The sequence below is a fragment of the Methylobacterium sp. Leaf88 genome (genome assembly GCF_001422795.1).
In the GTDB taxonomy this organism is placed as follows: domain Bacteria; phylum Pseudomonadota; class Alphaproteobacteria; order Rhizobiales; family Beijerinckiaceae; genus Methylobacterium.
Map to the genome: position 1 here is coordinate 165,752 of NZ_LMMK01000045.1, position 13,754 is coordinate 179,505.

General features: G+C 69.7%; 16 protein-coding genes. 5 read left to right on the forward strand and 11 right to left on the reverse strand.

The window, feature by feature from the left end:
* The first annotated feature begins 212 nt into the window (after positions 1 to 212).
* The 3 genes from ftsE (at position 213) to ASF20_RS17265 (ending at position 2,876) form a co-directional block, all read left to right on the forward strand.
* A complete protein-coding gene (gene ftsE / locus ASF20_RS17255; protein WP_156394047.1) occupies positions 213 to 911 on the forward strand; it encodes a cell division ATP-binding protein FtsE in 699 nt (232 codons plus the stop codon).
* On the forward strand, positions 911 to 1,924 hold the full coding sequence (locus ASF20_RS17260; RefSeq protein ID WP_082487473.1) for an ABC transporter permease: 1,014 nt from the start codon (positions 911 to 913) through the stop codon (positions 1,922 to 1,924). The genes ftsE and ASF20_RS17260 overlap by 1 nt, the downstream gene beginning before the upstream one ends.
* A gap of 142 nt (positions 1,925 to 2,066) precedes the next feature.
* Complete coding sequence (locus ASF20_RS17265) at positions 2,067 to 2,876, forward strand: YdcF family protein (RefSeq protein ID WP_244472687.1); 810 nt, start codon at positions 2,067 to 2,069, stop codon at positions 2,874 to 2,876.
* Positions 2,877 to 2,903: 27 nt separating this feature from the next.
* Here the strand turns inward: ASF20_RS17265 and ASF20_RS17270 are convergent, their stop codons facing one another.
* The 9 genes from ASF20_RS17270 to ASF20_RS17310 all read right to left on the reverse strand — a co-directional run bounded on the left by ASF20_RS17270 (position 2,904) and on the right by ASF20_RS17310 (position 10,447).
* Positions 2,904 to 3,248, reverse strand: coding sequence for a hypothetical protein (locus ASF20_RS17270; protein ID WP_056276120.1), 345 nt, complete (start codon positions 3,246 to 3,248; stop codon positions 2,904 to 2,906).
* Positions 3,245 to 3,712, reverse strand: a complete 468-nt coding sequence (gene ptsN, locus ASF20_RS17275; protein ID WP_055946855.1) for a PTS IIA-like nitrogen regulatory protein PtsN — start codon at positions 3,710 to 3,712, stop codon at positions 3,245 to 3,247. The genes ASF20_RS17270 and ptsN overlap by 4 nt, the downstream gene beginning before the upstream one ends.
* Before the next feature lie 118 nt (positions 3,713 to 3,830).
* Positions 3,831 to 4,442, reverse strand: a complete 612-nt coding sequence (gene raiA, locus ASF20_RS17280; RefSeq protein ID WP_056276123.1) for a ribosome-associated translation inhibitor RaiA — start codon at positions 4,440 to 4,442, stop codon at positions 3,831 to 3,833.
* A 236-nt stretch (positions 4,443 to 4,678) separates the two neighbouring features.
* The gene (gene rpoN / locus ASF20_RS17285; RefSeq protein ID WP_082487469.1) at positions 4,679 to 6,241 is read right to left on the reverse strand and encodes an RNA polymerase factor sigma-54; all 1,563 of its coding nucleotides are present in this window, start codon (positions 6,239 to 6,241) and stop codon (positions 4,679 to 4,681) included.
* Positions 6,242 to 6,609: 368 nt separating this feature from the next.
* Entirely contained in the window at positions 6,610 to 7,398 is a 789-nt protein-coding gene (lptB, locus tag ASF20_RS17290) for an LPS export ABC transporter ATP-binding protein (protein ID WP_244476482.1), read from the reverse strand.
* Positions 7,399 to 7,481: 83 nt separating this feature from the next.
* Entirely contained in the window at positions 7,482 to 8,255 is a 774-nt protein-coding gene (locus ASF20_RS17295; RefSeq protein WP_244476468.1) for an LptA/OstA family protein, read from the reverse strand.
* Complete coding sequence (locus ASF20_RS17300) at positions 8,252 to 9,049, reverse strand: hypothetical protein (protein WP_056211642.1); 798 nt, start codon at positions 9,047 to 9,049, stop codon at positions 8,252 to 8,254. Before ASF20_RS17300 ends, ASF20_RS17295 begins: the two co-directional genes overlap by 4 nt.
* Before the next feature lie 242 nt (positions 9,050 to 9,291).
* The gene (locus ASF20_RS17305; RefSeq protein WP_056276125.1) at positions 9,292 to 9,918 is read right to left on the reverse strand and encodes a ribonuclease D; all 627 of its coding nucleotides are present in this window, start codon (positions 9,916 to 9,918) and stop codon (positions 9,292 to 9,294) included.
* A 166-nt stretch (positions 9,919 to 10,084) separates the two neighbouring features.
* Positions 10,085 to 10,447, reverse strand: coding sequence for a helix-hairpin-helix domain-containing protein (locus ASF20_RS17310; protein ID WP_056276128.1), 363 nt, complete (start codon positions 10,445 to 10,447; stop codon positions 10,085 to 10,087).
* 388 nt (positions 10,448 to 10,835) lie between these two features.
* On the opposite strand from ASF20_RS17310, the gene rpmF reads away from it, so the two are divergent.
* A complete protein-coding gene (rpmF, locus tag ASF20_RS17315; RefSeq protein ID WP_055946842.1) occupies positions 10,836 to 11,024 on the forward strand; it encodes a 50S ribosomal protein L32 in 189 nt (62 codons plus the stop codon).
* A 130-nt stretch (positions 11,025 to 11,154) separates the two neighbouring features.
* Here the strand turns inward: rpmF and ASF20_RS17320 are convergent, their stop codons facing one another.
* On the reverse strand, positions 11,155 to 11,403 hold the full coding sequence (locus ASF20_RS17320; protein WP_056276131.1) for a hypothetical protein: 249 nt from the start codon (positions 11,401 to 11,403) through the stop codon (positions 11,155 to 11,157).
* A 157-nt stretch (positions 11,404 to 11,560) separates the two neighbouring features.
* Positions 11,561 to 12,184 (reverse strand): polyhydroxyalkanoate synthesis repressor PhaR, encoded by a 624-nt coding sequence (gene phaR, locus ASF20_RS17325; RefSeq protein WP_056211634.1) that lies wholly within the window; start codon positions 12,182 to 12,184, stop codon positions 11,561 to 11,563.
* 317 nt (positions 12,185 to 12,501) lie between these two features.
* Between phaR and ASF20_RS17330 the strand changes: the two genes are divergently transcribed.
* The gene (locus ASF20_RS17330; RefSeq protein WP_056276136.1) at positions 12,502 to 13,683 is read left to right on the forward strand and encodes an acetyl-CoA C-acetyltransferase; all 1,182 of its coding nucleotides are present in this window, start codon (positions 12,502 to 12,504) and stop codon (positions 13,681 to 13,683) included.
* The last annotated feature ends 71 nt before the right edge of the window (positions 13,684 to 13,754 follow it).

Consider the following 13,754-nt stretch of genomic DNA (forward strand, 5'->3'; position numbering starts at 1 on the left):
CTCGGATCTCGATGGACGGTTGCCGACGGGGGCAAAAAGACTCAAACGGTTCTCGGCCAACACGGTTAACCGTCCGTGAAGCGGACGGCCTATAACCCGGATGCGCGGGGCCGTCGCAAAAGGGCCGACTGTGTTGGGCAGGCCTGGTCAGGCAGACTTGGTCAGGCAGGACCTCGGTTAGGCAGGACCTTGGGGGGATCGTGGCGGATCGGGTGAACACGCAGTCGCTCCTCTCAGGAGCCGAGGAGCCGGTGGTCCAGTTCGAGAGCGTCGGCATGCGCTACGGTCTCGGGCCGGAGGTGCTGAGCGATGTCAGCTTCCAGATCGCGCCGCGCTCGTTCCAGTTCCTCACGGGGCCGTCCGGTGCGGGCAAGACCACCCTGCTGCGCCTGATCCTCCTGTCGGTGCGCCCCACCCGCGGCCTCGTCTCGGTCTTCGGCGAGGAGGTCAGCGACATCTCCAGCGAGGCGCTGACCGGCCTGCGGCGGCGCATGGGCGTGGTCTTCCAGGATTTCCGCCTGCTCGACCACCTCACCACCTACGAGAACGTCGCGCTGCCCCTGCGTGTCCAGGGGCGCTCGGAAACGAGTTATCGGGCCGAGGTCGTGGAGCTCCTGCGCTGGGTCGGTCTCGGCGAGCGCATGCACGTGCTGCCGCCCCTGCTCTCGGGCGGAGAGAAGCAGCGGGCCGCCATCGCCCGGGCGCTCATCGCCCGGCCGGAACTGCTCCTGGCCGATGAGCCCACGGGCAACGTCGACCCCGGCCTCGGCCGCCGCCTGCTGCGATTGTTCATCGAGCTCAACCGGCTGGGCACCTCGGTGCTCATCGCCACCCACGACTTCGCCCTGATGGACCTCGTCGATGCCCGGCGCTTCGTCCTCGGCGAAGGGCGCCTGACGGTCGAGGCATGATGGACGAGACCGACACTCCGTCCCCCGCGCCGGCGCACCGTGCGCCGCCCCGCACCGACGACCGGCCACCGGTGAAGCCGCCGGCGCCGCCCGAATCGCGGACCGCCCCCCTGCCCCCGACCCTGCGCCGCAATGCTCCCCTGGTGCCGACCGACTCGGCGGCGAGCCGGGCCCTGGCCGCCGTCATCGCGATCCTGACCTTCCTCGCCGCGCTCTGCGCGGGAGCGGCCGAGATCGTGGCCTCCAGCGCCGTCCAATGGCAGGACACGGTGGCCCAGGAGGTGACGATCCAGGTGCGTCCGAGCCCCGGGCGCGACATCGATGCCGACGTCGCCCGCGCCGAGGGCCTCGCCAAGGCCACCCCCGGCATCGCCGCCGTGCGGGTGTTCTCGAAGGCCGATGCCGAGCGGCTGCTCGAGCCCTGGCTCGGCAGCGGCCTCGACCTCTCGGACCTGCCGGTGCCACGGCTCGTGACCCTGAAGCTCGCGGAGACGTCCCCGGACCTCAAGCCGCTGCGCAGTTCCCTCAGCGAGGCGCTGCCCGGGGTGGCGAGCCTCGACGACCACGCCCTCTGGCTGCGCCGGCTCTCCACGGCGGCCAACACCTTCGTGGGCGTCGGGATCGGCATCGTCCTGCTGGTGCTGGTGGCGACGGGCCTCGCCGTGGTCTTCGCGACCCGCGGCGCCATGGCGGGCAACCGGGAGGTGGTGGAGGTCCTGCACTTCGTCGGCGCCAACGACGACTTCATCGCCCGGGCCTTCCAGCGCCGGTTCTTCGGCCTCGGCCTGCGCGGCGGCATCATCGGCTCGGGGGCGGCCATCGCGGCCTTCGCGCTGGCCGGGCTGGTGGCGCGCAACTGGCGCTCCGGCCCGGCCGGCGAGGAGATCGAGGCCCTGTTCGGCACCTTCCATATCGGCTGGCGCGGCTACGCCGCCGTGCTCCTCATCGGCGTGATCGCATCGGTGGTGACCGGTATCGTCTCGCGTCTCACCGTGCGACGGTTCCTGGCCTGAGGGGCGTGGGCCGGCGACAGGCGCGCACGCCCTGTCACCGAAGCCGACGATCCCGTTAACCCTCCATGAACCTTTCCGGGCGGAGATACTTGCCTCGTGAACGCCCCAATCGGGGCTACTCTCTGGGGGAATGACGAGGCGGATGTCAGCCAGCGGCACCATGAGGCCCTCCGAGGCTTTCGGATGGGCCTGGACCGACGCCGCATCCCGCGCGCCCGCCCCGGCACGCCGGCAGCCGGATTCGGCCGCTCCTGGAACCAGGGCGCGAAGTGGGCTCGGCCCGACCGCCAAGGCCACCATCGGCCTCGCGGCCACCGGCACCGTCGCACTCTTCTGCGGCTTCCTGACATTCGTGGCCTGCCTGGAGCGGGACGAGCGCGTGCCGCAGGGTCGGGCCGACGGCATCGTGGCGCTCACGGGCGGGGCGCAGCGCATCGGCGACGCCATCGACCTCCTGGCCAACGGCTATGGCCGGCGCCTGCTGATCACCGGCGTCAACGAGCGCACCAGTCGCGACGAGATCGCCCGCCTCAACCCGACGCAGCGCCACTGGATCGACTGCTGCGTCGACCTCGACTATCGGGCGCGCAACACCATCGGCAACGCCATCGAGACCCGGCGCTGGATGCGCCAGCACCGCTTCAGCACGGTGACGGTGGTGACCTCGAACTACCACATGCCCCGCACGATGGTGGAACTCGACCACGCCCTCATGGGTGCCGACCGCGTCGTGCCTCATCCGGTGATCGCGGAGGGCTTCGATGCCGACCGCTGGTGGCATCACCCCTCCTCCGCCAAGCTGCTTGCCTCGGAATACCTGAAATTCCTCGTGGCCTGGGTCCGGACCCGCTTCGAGCACGATCCGGAGCGTTCACGGGCCGCCATCCTGATCGGACGCGGCAAGCCGATCAAGATGGTCGCCGAACCGCTGCTGCTGCGCGGTCAGGAATAGGTCGAGCCCCGCCTGGAGCCCGAGGCCTCACAACCCCTTGCACTGGCTCCGGATCATCCCGGCGAATTCCTTCTCGGATATCTGGACCTGGTTGAGACGATCCGTGCGCTCGGCCCCCGAGAGGCAGCGGCCATAGACGCTGGCTACTCGGCGCATGGTCTCCACGTGCCGGCGCCAGACGCGACACTGGTCGGCCGCCTCGCTGCCGGCCTGTTCGAGCTGGTCGATCGCCTGTCGCTGCATGGAATTCGCCACGAGGACATCGCGGGCGCAAGCGGTATCGGTGGCGCCACGCTGTTGTGTGCGGGCAGGCGCGGCGGCGAGCAGGAGCGCGACCACCACGGGCGCGCAGGGCAGGATTCGCATGATCATGCGGCCTGCGAGGCCGAGGTGTGAGTGAGCAGCGCGTAGAGGGCACTGGCGTCGCGGGCGGCGCGGATGCGCTCGAGGATGCCGGGCTCGCGCAGAAGGCGTGCGACCTGGGCCAGGGCCTTCAGGTGGTCGGCACCGGCGCCCTCGGGGGCCAGGAGCAGGAAGGCGATGTCGACGGGTTGGCCGTCGAGGGCATCGAAATCCACCGGCTTCTCCAGCCGGGCGACGAGGCCGAACAGCCGGTCGAGGCCGGGCAGCTTGCCATGCGGGATGGCGACGCCGTCGCCGATGCCGGTGGACCCCAGGCGCTCGCGCTGCAGCAGGGTCTCGAACACCTCGCGCTCGTCCAGGGCCGGAAGCTGACGCACCGCGTGCGCGCTGAGCTCCTGCAGCATCGATTTCTTGGCGCGGACACGCAGGGACGGCACCACGGAATCCGGAGAGAGGAATTCCAGCACTGGCATGAAGGACCGTCGCCCCGTCGGCGGCGGCCGATCCGGCCGCCACTCCATGAAAGGTCGGGCCACCCAGGCGGCCCTTGAACTCAATCGAGCGGGTTCAGGCTCTGTTCCCGACCCGCGCCTACGAGGCTGTCTCGGCCGGATCGACCCAGCCGATGGCCCCGTCCGTGCGGCGGTATACGACGTTGATGCGTCCGGTGCCAGCGTGAACGAACACGATGACCGGCGCGCCCGTGAGGTCGAGGGCGGTGACCGCCTCGCTGACCGAGTGGCGCTTCAGGGTCTTGGTGCTCTCCGCCACCACCGGCGGATGCGCCGCCTCCCCGTCGTCGCCATCCTCGTCGAGGTCGATGGCGTCGGCCTCGCTCGGGGCGGCGAACACCGCGTAGGCCGCTTGCACCGTCGCGCCGTCATGGCCGGCCGCGCCATGGTCCTTCAGCCTGTGCTTGTAGCGCCGAAGGCGCTTTTCCAGGCGGTCCGCCGTCTGCTCGAAGCTCGCATGGGCGTCGTGGGCGGCGCCGGAGGCCTCCAGGGTCAGGCCGGAGACGAGGTGGAGCACGCAATCGGTGCGGTAGGCGGTCCCGTCCCGCCGGAGGGTGACGTGGCCGGAGCAGGTCCCGCTCATGTGGCTGTCGAGATATTTCGAGAGCGTGGCAGCCATTCGCTCCTCGACCCGCCCCCGAAGGGCTTCGCCAAGGTCCAGGCCGTGGCCCGTCACGCGCAATGACCCCATGATCCCTCCGATTTTCGTTGTGGACACGCCCTGGGTAAGGCGCAACCTGAGTTAAGGAGCCTCTCTCGGAGAAGTCAACGCGAGGCCGGGCCGAGGCCTTGTCCCGGCCGCCGATCCGTCATTCGCAGCCCGGCCCCTGGCCTCGCGCGAGCCCCTGGGGCTGCGGAAGGCGGGCCGCTGTGGATCTTGCCGGCCCGCCCCGTTCGTCGCCGAAGGGGACGCCCCGCCGAGGGGTCTCACCGCCCCGCATAGGCGAAATGCTCGCGACGGCGCTCGATCGAGGAGGGAATGCGCAGGGATTCCCGATACTTGGCGACGGTGCGGCGTGCGATGTCGATGCCCTCGTCACGCAGGCGCTGCACCAGGGCGTCGTCGGAGAGCACGTCGCTCGGCGCCTCGCCGTCGACGAGCTGCTTGATGCGGTGGCGGACGGCCTCGGACGAATGCGAGGCGGTGCCGGCGGCGCCCGGGATCGCGGCGGTGAAGAAGTACTTCATCTCCAGCGTGCCGCGGCTGGTGCCGATCGACTTGTTCGAGGTGACCCGCGAGACGGTGGATTCATGCATGCCGATCGCCTCGGCCACGGTCTTCAGGTTGAGCGGGCGCAGGTGAGCGACGCCGTGCAGGAAGAAGGCGTCCTGCTGGCGCACGATCTCGGAGGCGACCTTGAGGATGGTGCGGGCCCGCTGCTCCAGGCTGCGGGTGAGCCAGTTGGCGGTCTGCAGGCATTCCGACAGGAAGGCCTTGTCGCCTTCGGCCGCCGCGCCGCGGGAGACGCGGGCATAGTAGCTCTGATTGACCAGCACCCGCGGCAGGGCCTCGGCGTTGAGCTCCACCAGCCACGAGCCGTCGGGCGCCGCGCGCACGAACACGTCGGGGATCAGCACCTCGACGGCACGGGTTCCGAAGGCGCGGCCGGGTTTCGGATCGAGCCGGCGCAGCTCGGCCAGCATGTCGACGAGATCCTCGTCGTCGACGCCGCAGAGCCGGCGCAGCGCCGCGAAATCGCGCTTGGCCACGAGGTCGAGGCGCGACACCAGGGCCTGCATGGCCGGATCGAACCGGTCTCGGTCGCGCAGTTGCAGGGCGAGGCACTCGGCGAGGTCGCGCGCGGCGATGCCAGCGGGCTCGAAGCTCTGGACAAGCTTCAGCACCCGGGCGACCCGGTCGAGGGAGGCGCCGAGGCGCTCGGCCACCGCGTCGATCGATTCGCGCAGGTAACCGGCATCGTCGACGGCATCGATGAGGAAGCCGCCGATCAGCCGGTCCAGGGGATCGCGGGTGGCGAGGTCGAGCTGGGCGCCGAGATGCTCGCGCAGGGAAACCTCGGCGGTGAGGCTCGCCTCGAAGTCCGGGGCCTCGCCGTCGAAGCTGCCGCCGGTATTGCCGTAGGGCGCCGGCGTCAGCGAGAGCATGTCCCCGGAAGCCGCCTCGCGGGCATGGGTCGGGTTCTCGTCCGAGAACACGTTGTCGAGGCGCGTGTCGAGGGCGCTCTCCATGTCTGCGCCGCTCGCCGTCAGCGTGGTGGCGATCCAGGGCTCGTCGCTCCCGTCGTAGTCGCCCCCCTCGCCGTCCCCGTCGCGATCGACCGAGGATTCGGAAGGTGTCTCGGCCGGCGCGCGCTCGATCTCGCTCTCGCCGTCGGCGCGCTCCAGCAACGGATTGCGCTCGAGTTCGGCATCGACGTAGGCGGCGAGGTCGAGCTGGGAGAGCTGGAGGAGCTTGATCGCCTGGAGAAGCTGAGGCGTCATCACCAGGGCTTGGCCCTGGCGCATTTCCAGCCGTTGCAGCAGACTCATGGTTGTCGCCCCGGGTGAGTCGCACCTCGGATCAGCGGCCCACGTCGCCGTGAACCGAACCTCGGCACAAATCTTGCTTCCTGTCGTCTGCCCCCAGGTCTAACGCCAACCCGATCCCGCGTCAAAGCGTGGCGGACCGGGCTTGCACGCAAATTGAGCAGGCCATGAAAGCAGCACGGGGGCGGGCACTCCCGCGGAGACCCCTGCGTCGCATCTTGGACGCTAACAAAAGCTTGGAAAATCAGCCAAAATTCCCGCATTGCACCATTGGCGTGCGGTTCGGATCGTACTGGACGCCGGCTGAAAAAATCCGTGGGCTGTGACCCGGATGCAGAGCTGACGCTGCAGGGTTCGAACGAGACCGGCCCCTAGAGGCGGAAATCCTCGCCGAGATAGAGGCGGCGGGCCTCCGGATTGGCCACGATCTCCTCGGGCGTTCCCTCGGTGAGGATGCGACCCGAATGGGCGATGTAGGCGCGATCGATGAGCCCAAGGGTCTCGCGCACGTTGTGGTCGGTGATGAGCACGCCGATCCCGCGCTGCTTCAGGTGCTTCACCAGGTCTTGGATGTCGCCGACCGCGATGGGGTCGATCCCCGCGAAGGGCTCGTCGAGAAGCATGAAGCTTGGCGAGGAAGCGAGCGCCCGGGCGATCTCGCAGCGACGGCGCTCGCCTCCGGAGAGGGCGATGGACGGCGACTTGCGCAGGCGCGCGATATCGAACTCATCGAGCAGCGATTCGAGCTTGCGGGCGCGCTCCTTGCGGTCGGGCTCGGCCACCTCGAGCACCGCACGGATGTTGTCCTCCACAGTGAGGCCACGGAAGATCGAGGCCTCCTGCGGCAGGTAGCCGATGCCGAGGCGGGCCCGCTGGTACATCGGCAGTTGGGTGATCGGCAGGCCGTCGAGGGTGATGGTCCCGCGATCGGCCGTGACGAGGCCGGTGATCATGTAGAAGATGGTGGTCTTGCCGGCGCCGTTGGGGCCGAGGAGACCGACCGCCTCGCCGTTGCGCACAGTGAGGCCGGCCTCGTGCACGACGGTGCGGGCGCCGTAACTCTTGCGCAGGCCGCGCACGCAGAGGATGCCCGGCCCGCCGCCCTCCTCGACGATGGCGGCCGCCTCGGCCGCGCGACGACGGGCGCGCCCTCCGAACAACCGCCGGAGCAGGGAGGGCGCAGGCGGCGCGCCGGCACGATCGGAGGAGCGCTCCGCCAGGGCGGGCGCCGGCGCTGCGGCACTCAATTCGTCTGGGCCCGGGTCTTGCCGGCAGGCTTCTCGGCGGAGGCTTCGGTGGGCTTGTCCGCTGCGGGCTTGTCGGCCGGCGGCTTGGCCGCGCGTCCGGCGATGGACGCCGGCGTGCAGCCCTTGCCCTTGGCCCCGTCCTCCTTCTGCGGCACGAGGAGGGCGGAGACGCGCCCGCCCGCCACCGGGTCCATGTTCGCCCGGCCGGTGTTCATGTCGTAGACGAGGCGGGAGCCGCGGGTGACGTTCTGGCACTGGCTCAGGATGACGTTGCCGGTGACCACGATGCGCTTGGCCTCCTGATCGAACACGGCGTTGTCGCCGGTGGCGATCTGGTCCTTCTGCACCACGGTAACCGGGCCGGCACATTCCACGCGCTGGATGCCGTTCTCGTTCAGGCCGGCGGCCCGCTCCGCCTGGCTGGCCGGCTCGCCGCCCGCCGCTGACTCTTTCTTGTCCTTGCCGCGCTTGTAGCGCACCGTCATGCTGGAGCAGCGGATCGTGCTGTCGCCCTGCACGGCGACGACGTTGCCGGCGAAGACGGCCTTGTTCTCGCGGTCGAACACGTCGAGACGATCGGCGTCGATCTTGATCGGCTCCTTGCCGCCGCCGCCGAGGTTGCCCAGGGGCGAAGCGGCCTTCTCCTTGCGCGGGGCCGCGGGCGCGGTCTGTGCCGCGGCGGGCCCGGCCGCGATCACGCTCGCCAGCGCGAGAACGAGGGCCGTCAGGCACCGATGCGGGACGACGTCCTTCACCGTGGGCCGCGTCACCGGCGGCGCTCCCCGTCCTCGGGCTCGGCCGCCGTGGTCCGGATGCGCGTCGGCTTGTCGGTCAGCCCGGCGACCTGAGCCTTGTCGGCCCCGGCCTCGGACTTGTCCTGCGGATCCCCTCCCGACGGATCCCGACCGTGCAGGACCGTATGGACGTTGCCGACGAAGGAGATGACGTGGCCGCTGTCGATCACCTCCAGGGTGTCGGCCACGATGGTGCCGCTCGGCATGGAGACGGCGACAGTCTCGCTCGACCGGACGCTGCCGGCCTTGAAGTCGACGGCGGCCGTCTTCAGGCGGACCTCCTCCCCCTTGTCCGTCCAGAGCCGGATGTCGCGGTCGAGGTTCAGGGATTCGCGCGCGGAATCGAACACGCCGGAGGCGGCTTCGAGGTGGACGAGGCCGCCCTTGTCGTCGGTGTTGAGCTGGCCCTTCATGGCCTGCAATTCGATCACGCTCGGCTTGCGAACGTCCTGGAAAGCGGCGATGGCGGTGACCTCGTAGCCCCGGTCGCCCTTCCGAAAGCCGGACAGGCGGGGATTCTCCATCTTCACCCTGCTGCCCGACAGGCTGAGCTGGCCCACCGACACGTCGGGGAGGCCGGCTCCGAAGGGATTGAACAGGGTCACGACCGCGAGTGCGATGACGGCGGTTCCGGCAGCGAGGGGGATCAGCCGGCGCAGGGCGCGCACGTGGCTGCTGTGGTTGCGCGCCCGCGCATGGGCGCGGGTCCGGCGCGCATCGACGCGGCCGTCGCTCGTCTGCCCCGTCTCGATCGCCGCGCCCAGGTGCATGATCTTTCCAACATCGTGCCCCGGCGGCGGCGGCGCACGCGAGGAGCGCGCCACGGCTGGGTCGACCGCCGGATGGCCGGGGGCAGTGGCGAAGTTATGACGGGAAGCTTGAGAAAGCATCAAGCCTCCGGTTCACCCGAGGGCGGAATGGCGCAGGCGCGGGCGCGGGGATGTGCGACGGCGCACGGAGGCCGGGGACAGGAAGGCTGGCGTGACGGGGGCCCATGCGAGGGAGGCCGCCCCTAGGCATGCGCGAAGATGTCGGTGTCCGGCCAGCCGGCGAGGTCGAGCCGGGCGCGGGTCGGAAGGAAGTCGAAGCAGTTCCGCGCGAGATCCGTGCGGCCCTCCCGCTCCAGCATCGCGTCGAGCCGCGCGCGCGCGGCATGCAGGTAGAGCACATCGGAGGCGGCGTAATCGACCTGGGCCTGGCTCAGGGTATCGGCGCCCCAATCCGAGGATTGCTGCTGCTTGGAAAGGTCGATGCCCACGAGTTCCCGGACCACGTCCTTCAGCCCGTGCCGGTCGGTGTAGGTGCGAGCCAGCTTCGAGGCCACCTTGGTGCAGTAGACCGGCGCCGGCATGACCCCGAGGCCCTGGAACAGCACCGCGAGGTCGAAGCGCGCGAAGTGGAAGATCTTCAGGGTGGCCGGATCGGCCAGCACGCGCATCAGCGTCTCGGGAGCCGGTCCGCCAGGGATGATCTGGACCACGTCGGCAGCGCCGTCGCCACGCGAGATCTGCACGACGCAGAGGCGGTCGCGATGCGGGTTGAGCCCGAGGGTCTCGGTGTCGATGGCGATGGCAGGGCCGGCGACGTAATCGGCGGGCAGGTCGCCGCGATGCAGGCGGATGGCGGGGGGCGGCGGCATGGACGGGGAGTTTTCGCGCTGGGATCGACGACGGGCCACGAACGGCGTTTCTCGTGTGATCCCCGGCGCCTATCACCCGGCCCGGACCCCCGCAAGGGTGGCAGACCGCGCGGCGCGCAGGGACACCCCGCGCGCCGCGTCAGGCCTGACGTCTGCTGGCACAGCCTTATTTCTGCTTGGCGATGACCTTGTCCTTGATGCCGTCATAGGCGTTCTGCGGGATGATCTTCTTGGACAGAAGCTCGTCCTTTCCTCGATAGGGGCGCCCCTTGATGATCGCGGCGGCGCGGGCGGCACCGATGCCCGGCAGGGCGTCGAGCTCGGCGGCGGTGGCGCTGTTGATGTCGACCAGGGCCGTCTTCGCGGCCGGCTCGACCGTCGGCGCCTTGGGCGCCGCGGGCGCGGTCGGCGCCACGGTCTTGGGAGCCGTCGAGGGCGTGGGGGCGGCCGGGCTCGGCGCCTGGGCCAGAGCGGGGCCGGCGGCGATGCAGGTCAGAACGGCGAGGGTACGCAGCAGGGATGAGGACATGGATGTCTCCCGAAAGCATCGCCCTCCGCGTAATGCGGCGGCGAGCCTGTCCCCTGAGTAGAAGTTCCAACTTGAACCGCAGATTAAAGTCCTCGCGCGTCTCCGCGCCGGGATTGATGCCGTGCGGCGGGGAGCGAATCCTCCGCGGGTCCAGGGCGGGATCCTGGCCGGCACGGCGAGGGCCGGGGATCCTTGCCGCGCCGAGGCCCGATCCGCGCCGGACCTGTCGGCCCCGCCTCTTCGAACCTCCTGCGCGGGACGCTCTAGCCAGAACCTGCGGGTGGCGTTATAGAGCCGCCAGCGAATCTCCGTTTGACCACGGTACCGAGGCGGCCTTCCCTGGAAGTCGCGCCCACGGTGCCTTTTTTGCCGTAGCAGGACTCTTCCGATGGCCGTTCCGAAGCGAAAGACCTCCCCCTCGCGTCGCGGCATGCGCCGCTCCGCCGACGCTCTCAAGGCCCCGACCTACGTCACCGACAAGGATTCGGGCGAGCTGCGTCGTCCCCACCACATCGATCTCAAGACCGGCATGTACCGGGGCCGCCAGGTCCTCAAGGTGAAGTCGACCGAGGCCTGAGTCCTCGCGGGGGCGCCGTACGGCCGCCCCGGACGGCACCGCACGCCCGAGATTCCGAGCCGAGGCCCCGCAGGGGCCCGGCTTTTTTCGTTGGCCGATCGCCACCATCCGAGGGTGATGTCAGCGTCCGTCAGGCGCGGCGCGCAGCCTCGGCGTAGCGCGCCGCGGCCGAGCGCGTGCGCTCGATGCGGGACGGCCGCAGGGTCGGCTCGGTGCTGACGATGAGCTGGGCCAGGAAGCCGGACAGGGGGCGGGCCGGAACCGGCCGAAACCCGGACGCCCCGCCGCCGGAAATGACCACGAGGTCATGGCGCGCGAGGGAAACCGCTTCAGGCGGTGCGCCTCCCGGGTCGTCCCGCTCCGTCTCGGCACGCTCCATGCCCCCGCTCCCCGCGCCCGGATGGCCCGCAGGAACAGAATTGGCCCACGTTAACGGTTCGTCAACCTTTGATCCGGCGCCTCTCGCGCAGCAAGGTTACTCGTTGAGGGTCTCGGGCGATTCCCGCACACGGGAGATTTCCACCGACGCCGCGGACCTACTTCTTGGCCAGGTCCTCGAGGCGAGACTGCATCTCGGCCATCTGGCGCTTGAGGTCGTCGAGGTCGCTTCCGGCCGGGCCGTGCTGGACCGGGGCGGGAACGCCGGCGGACTTGCCCGCCGAGGAGGGATGCGCCCCCATGCCGGAGAGCGGGCCGGTGCCGAAGGTGGTGAACATCTTCATTGCGTCGCCGAAGAAGCTCATGTTCGCCCGGACCTGCTCCTCCATCGCACTCTGGAACGCGGTAGGCGCGAAGCTCTGCGTCATCTTCTCGCGCAGGCCCTCCTGGTCCCGGGCGAAGTTCGCCATCGAGAATTCCAGGAAGCTCGGAACCATGGTGCGCATGCTGTCACCGTAGAAGCGGATCAGCTGGCGCAGGAAAGCCACCGGCAGCAGGTTGTCCTCGCCGGCCTTGTTCTCCTGCTCGAAGATGATCTGCGTCAGCACCGACCGGGTGATGTCGTCGCCCGAGCGCGCGTCGTAGACGAGGAAGTCCTCGCCGTTCTGCACCATCGTCGCCAAGTCCTCGAGGGTGACGTAGGTCGACGTCCCGGTGTGATAGAGGCGCCGGTTGGCGTATTTCTTGATGACGGTGTGGGTGGACTTACCGTTATCCGCCATTTCTGGGGGCCTCTCCCGGCGCGTTCGTAGCCGCGCGATCTTCTTACCGCGGCGCCAAGGACCGCTGCTCGATCCCGCGCCGCACAAGTGCACCTTAAGACGTTCCTGTGCCGACGAAAACAGCAATTTATCGCCCATCCCGCGGAATACCACGCAAGGGAGCGCGTCCTGTCACGGGCGGGGCCGCAAACAACCTTCGGATGCCTTGACTTCGCAGGGTCGACGGCTTTCATCCGAGGGAACGGCACAAAGGCGCCCACGCTCGATTGCATTCAGAGCGTCAAGGGAGCGCCCGCCGGAATGAGGAGAACGTCACCATGGCAGCAGAAGATATCGTCATCGTCGGTGCGGCGCGCACCGCGGTGGGTTCATTCGGCGGCGTATTCAACACCGTCCCCGCGCACGATCTCGGCGCCGTGGCGATCAAGGCCGCCCTCGAGCGCGCCGGCGTCCCGGCCGACGACGTGGACGAGGTGATCTTCGGCCAGGTCCTCACCGCCGGCGCCGGCCAGAACCCCGCCCGCCAAGCCGCCATCAAGGCTGGCATCCCCGAGAAGGCCACCGCCTGGGGCGTCAATCAGGTCTGCGGCTCGGGCCTGCGCACGGTCGCCATCGGCATGCAGCAGATTGCCAACGGCGACGCCACCGTGATCGTGGCCGGCGGCCAGGAATCGATGTCGCTCTCCCCCCACGCGCAGTACCTGCGCGGCGGCCAGAAGATGGGCGACGTCAAGCTCGTCGACACCATGATCAAGGACGGCCTCTGGGACGCCTTCAACGGCTACCACATGGGCCAGACGGCTGAGAACGTGGCACAGGCCTTCCAGCTGACCCGCGAGCAGCAGGACCAGTTCGCCACCGCCTCGCAGAATAAGGCCGAGGCCGCCCGCAAGGAGGGCCGCTTCAAGGAGGAGATCGCCGCCGTCACCGTGCCGGGCCGCAAGGGCGACGTCGTGGTCGATACCGACGAGTACATCCGCGACGGTGCCACCGTCGAGGCCATGGCCAAGCTCAAGCCCGCCTTCGCCAAGGACGGCACCGTCACCGCCGCCAACGCCTCCGGCCTCAACGACGGCGCGGCCGCCATCGTGCTGATGTCGGCTTCCGAGGCCGAGCGCCGGGGCATCAAGCCCCTGGCCCGGATCGTCTCCTGGGCCACGGCCGGCGTCGACCCCAAGGTGATGGGCACCGGCCCGATCCCGGCCTCGCGCAAGGCCCTGGACAAGGCCGGCTGGAAGGCTTCCGACCTCGACCTGATCGAGGCCAACGAGGCCTTCGCCGCCCAGGCGCTCGCCGTGAACAAGGACATGGGCTGGGACACCGACAAGGTGAATGTCAATGGCGGCGCCATCGCCATCGGCCACCCGATCGGGGCCTCGGGCGCCCGCGTCCTCGTCACCCTCCTGCACGAGCTGAAGCGCCGTGACGCCAAGCGCGGCCTCGCCACCCTGTGCATCGGCGGCGGCATGGGCGTCGCCCTCTGCGTCGAGCGCGTCTGAGCCTGAGCCCTGAGGGGCGCCGCATGAATTCTTGACGGCGCCGCAAATTTAAATCGGTCGCGCCCGACGTG

Bases quoted from the DNA above. Each gene is read 5' to 3' on its own strand.
- ASF20_RS17260 (WP_082487473.1), top strand. From the start codon at position 911: ATGGACGAGACCGACACTCCGTCCCCCGCGCCGGCGCACCGTGCGCCG.
- ASF20_RS17265 (WP_244472687.1), top strand. From the start codon at position 2,067: ATGTCAGCCAGCGGCACCATGAGGCCCTCCGAGGCTTTCGGATGGGCC.
- ASF20_RS17270 (WP_056276120.1), bottom strand. From the start codon at position 3,248: ATGATCATGCGAATCCTGCCCTGCGCGCCCGTGGTGGTCGCGCTCCTG.
- ptsN (WP_055946855.1), bottom strand. From the start codon at position 3,712: ATGCCAGTGCTGGAATTCCTCTCTCCGGATTCCGTGGTGCCGTCCCTG.
- raiA (WP_056276123.1), bottom strand. From the start codon at position 4,442: ATGGGGTCATTGCGCGTGACGGGCCACGGCCTGGACCTTGGCGAAGCC.
- rpoN (WP_082487469.1), bottom strand. From the start codon at position 6,241: ATGAGTCTGCTGCAACGGCTGGAAATGCGCCAGGGCCAAGCCCTGGTG.
- ASF20_RS17300 (WP_056211642.1), bottom strand. From the start codon at position 9,049: ATGCACCTGGGCGCGGCGATCGAGACGGGGCAGACGAGCGACGGCCGC.
- ASF20_RS17305 (WP_056276125.1), bottom strand. From the start codon at position 9,918: ATGCCGCCGCCCCCCGCCATCCGCCTGCATCGCGGCGACCTGCCCGCC.
- ASF20_RS17310 (WP_056276128.1), bottom strand. From the start codon at position 10,447: ATGTCCTCATCCCTGCTGCGTACCCTCGCCGTTCTGACCTGCATCGCC.
- rpmF (WP_055946842.1), top strand. From the start codon at position 10,836: ATGGCCGTTCCGAAGCGAAAGACCTCCCCCTCGCGTCGCGGCATGCGC.
- ASF20_RS17320 (WP_056276131.1), bottom strand. From the start codon at position 11,403: ATGGAGCGTGCCGAGACGGAGCGGGACGACCCGGGAGGCGCACCGCCT.
- phaR (WP_056211634.1), bottom strand. From the start codon at position 12,184: ATGGCGGATAACGGTAAGTCCACCCACACCGTCATCAAGAAATACGCC.
- ASF20_RS17330 (WP_056276136.1), top strand. From the start codon at position 12,502: ATGGCAGCAGAAGATATCGTCATCGTCGGTGCGGCGCGCACCGCGGTG.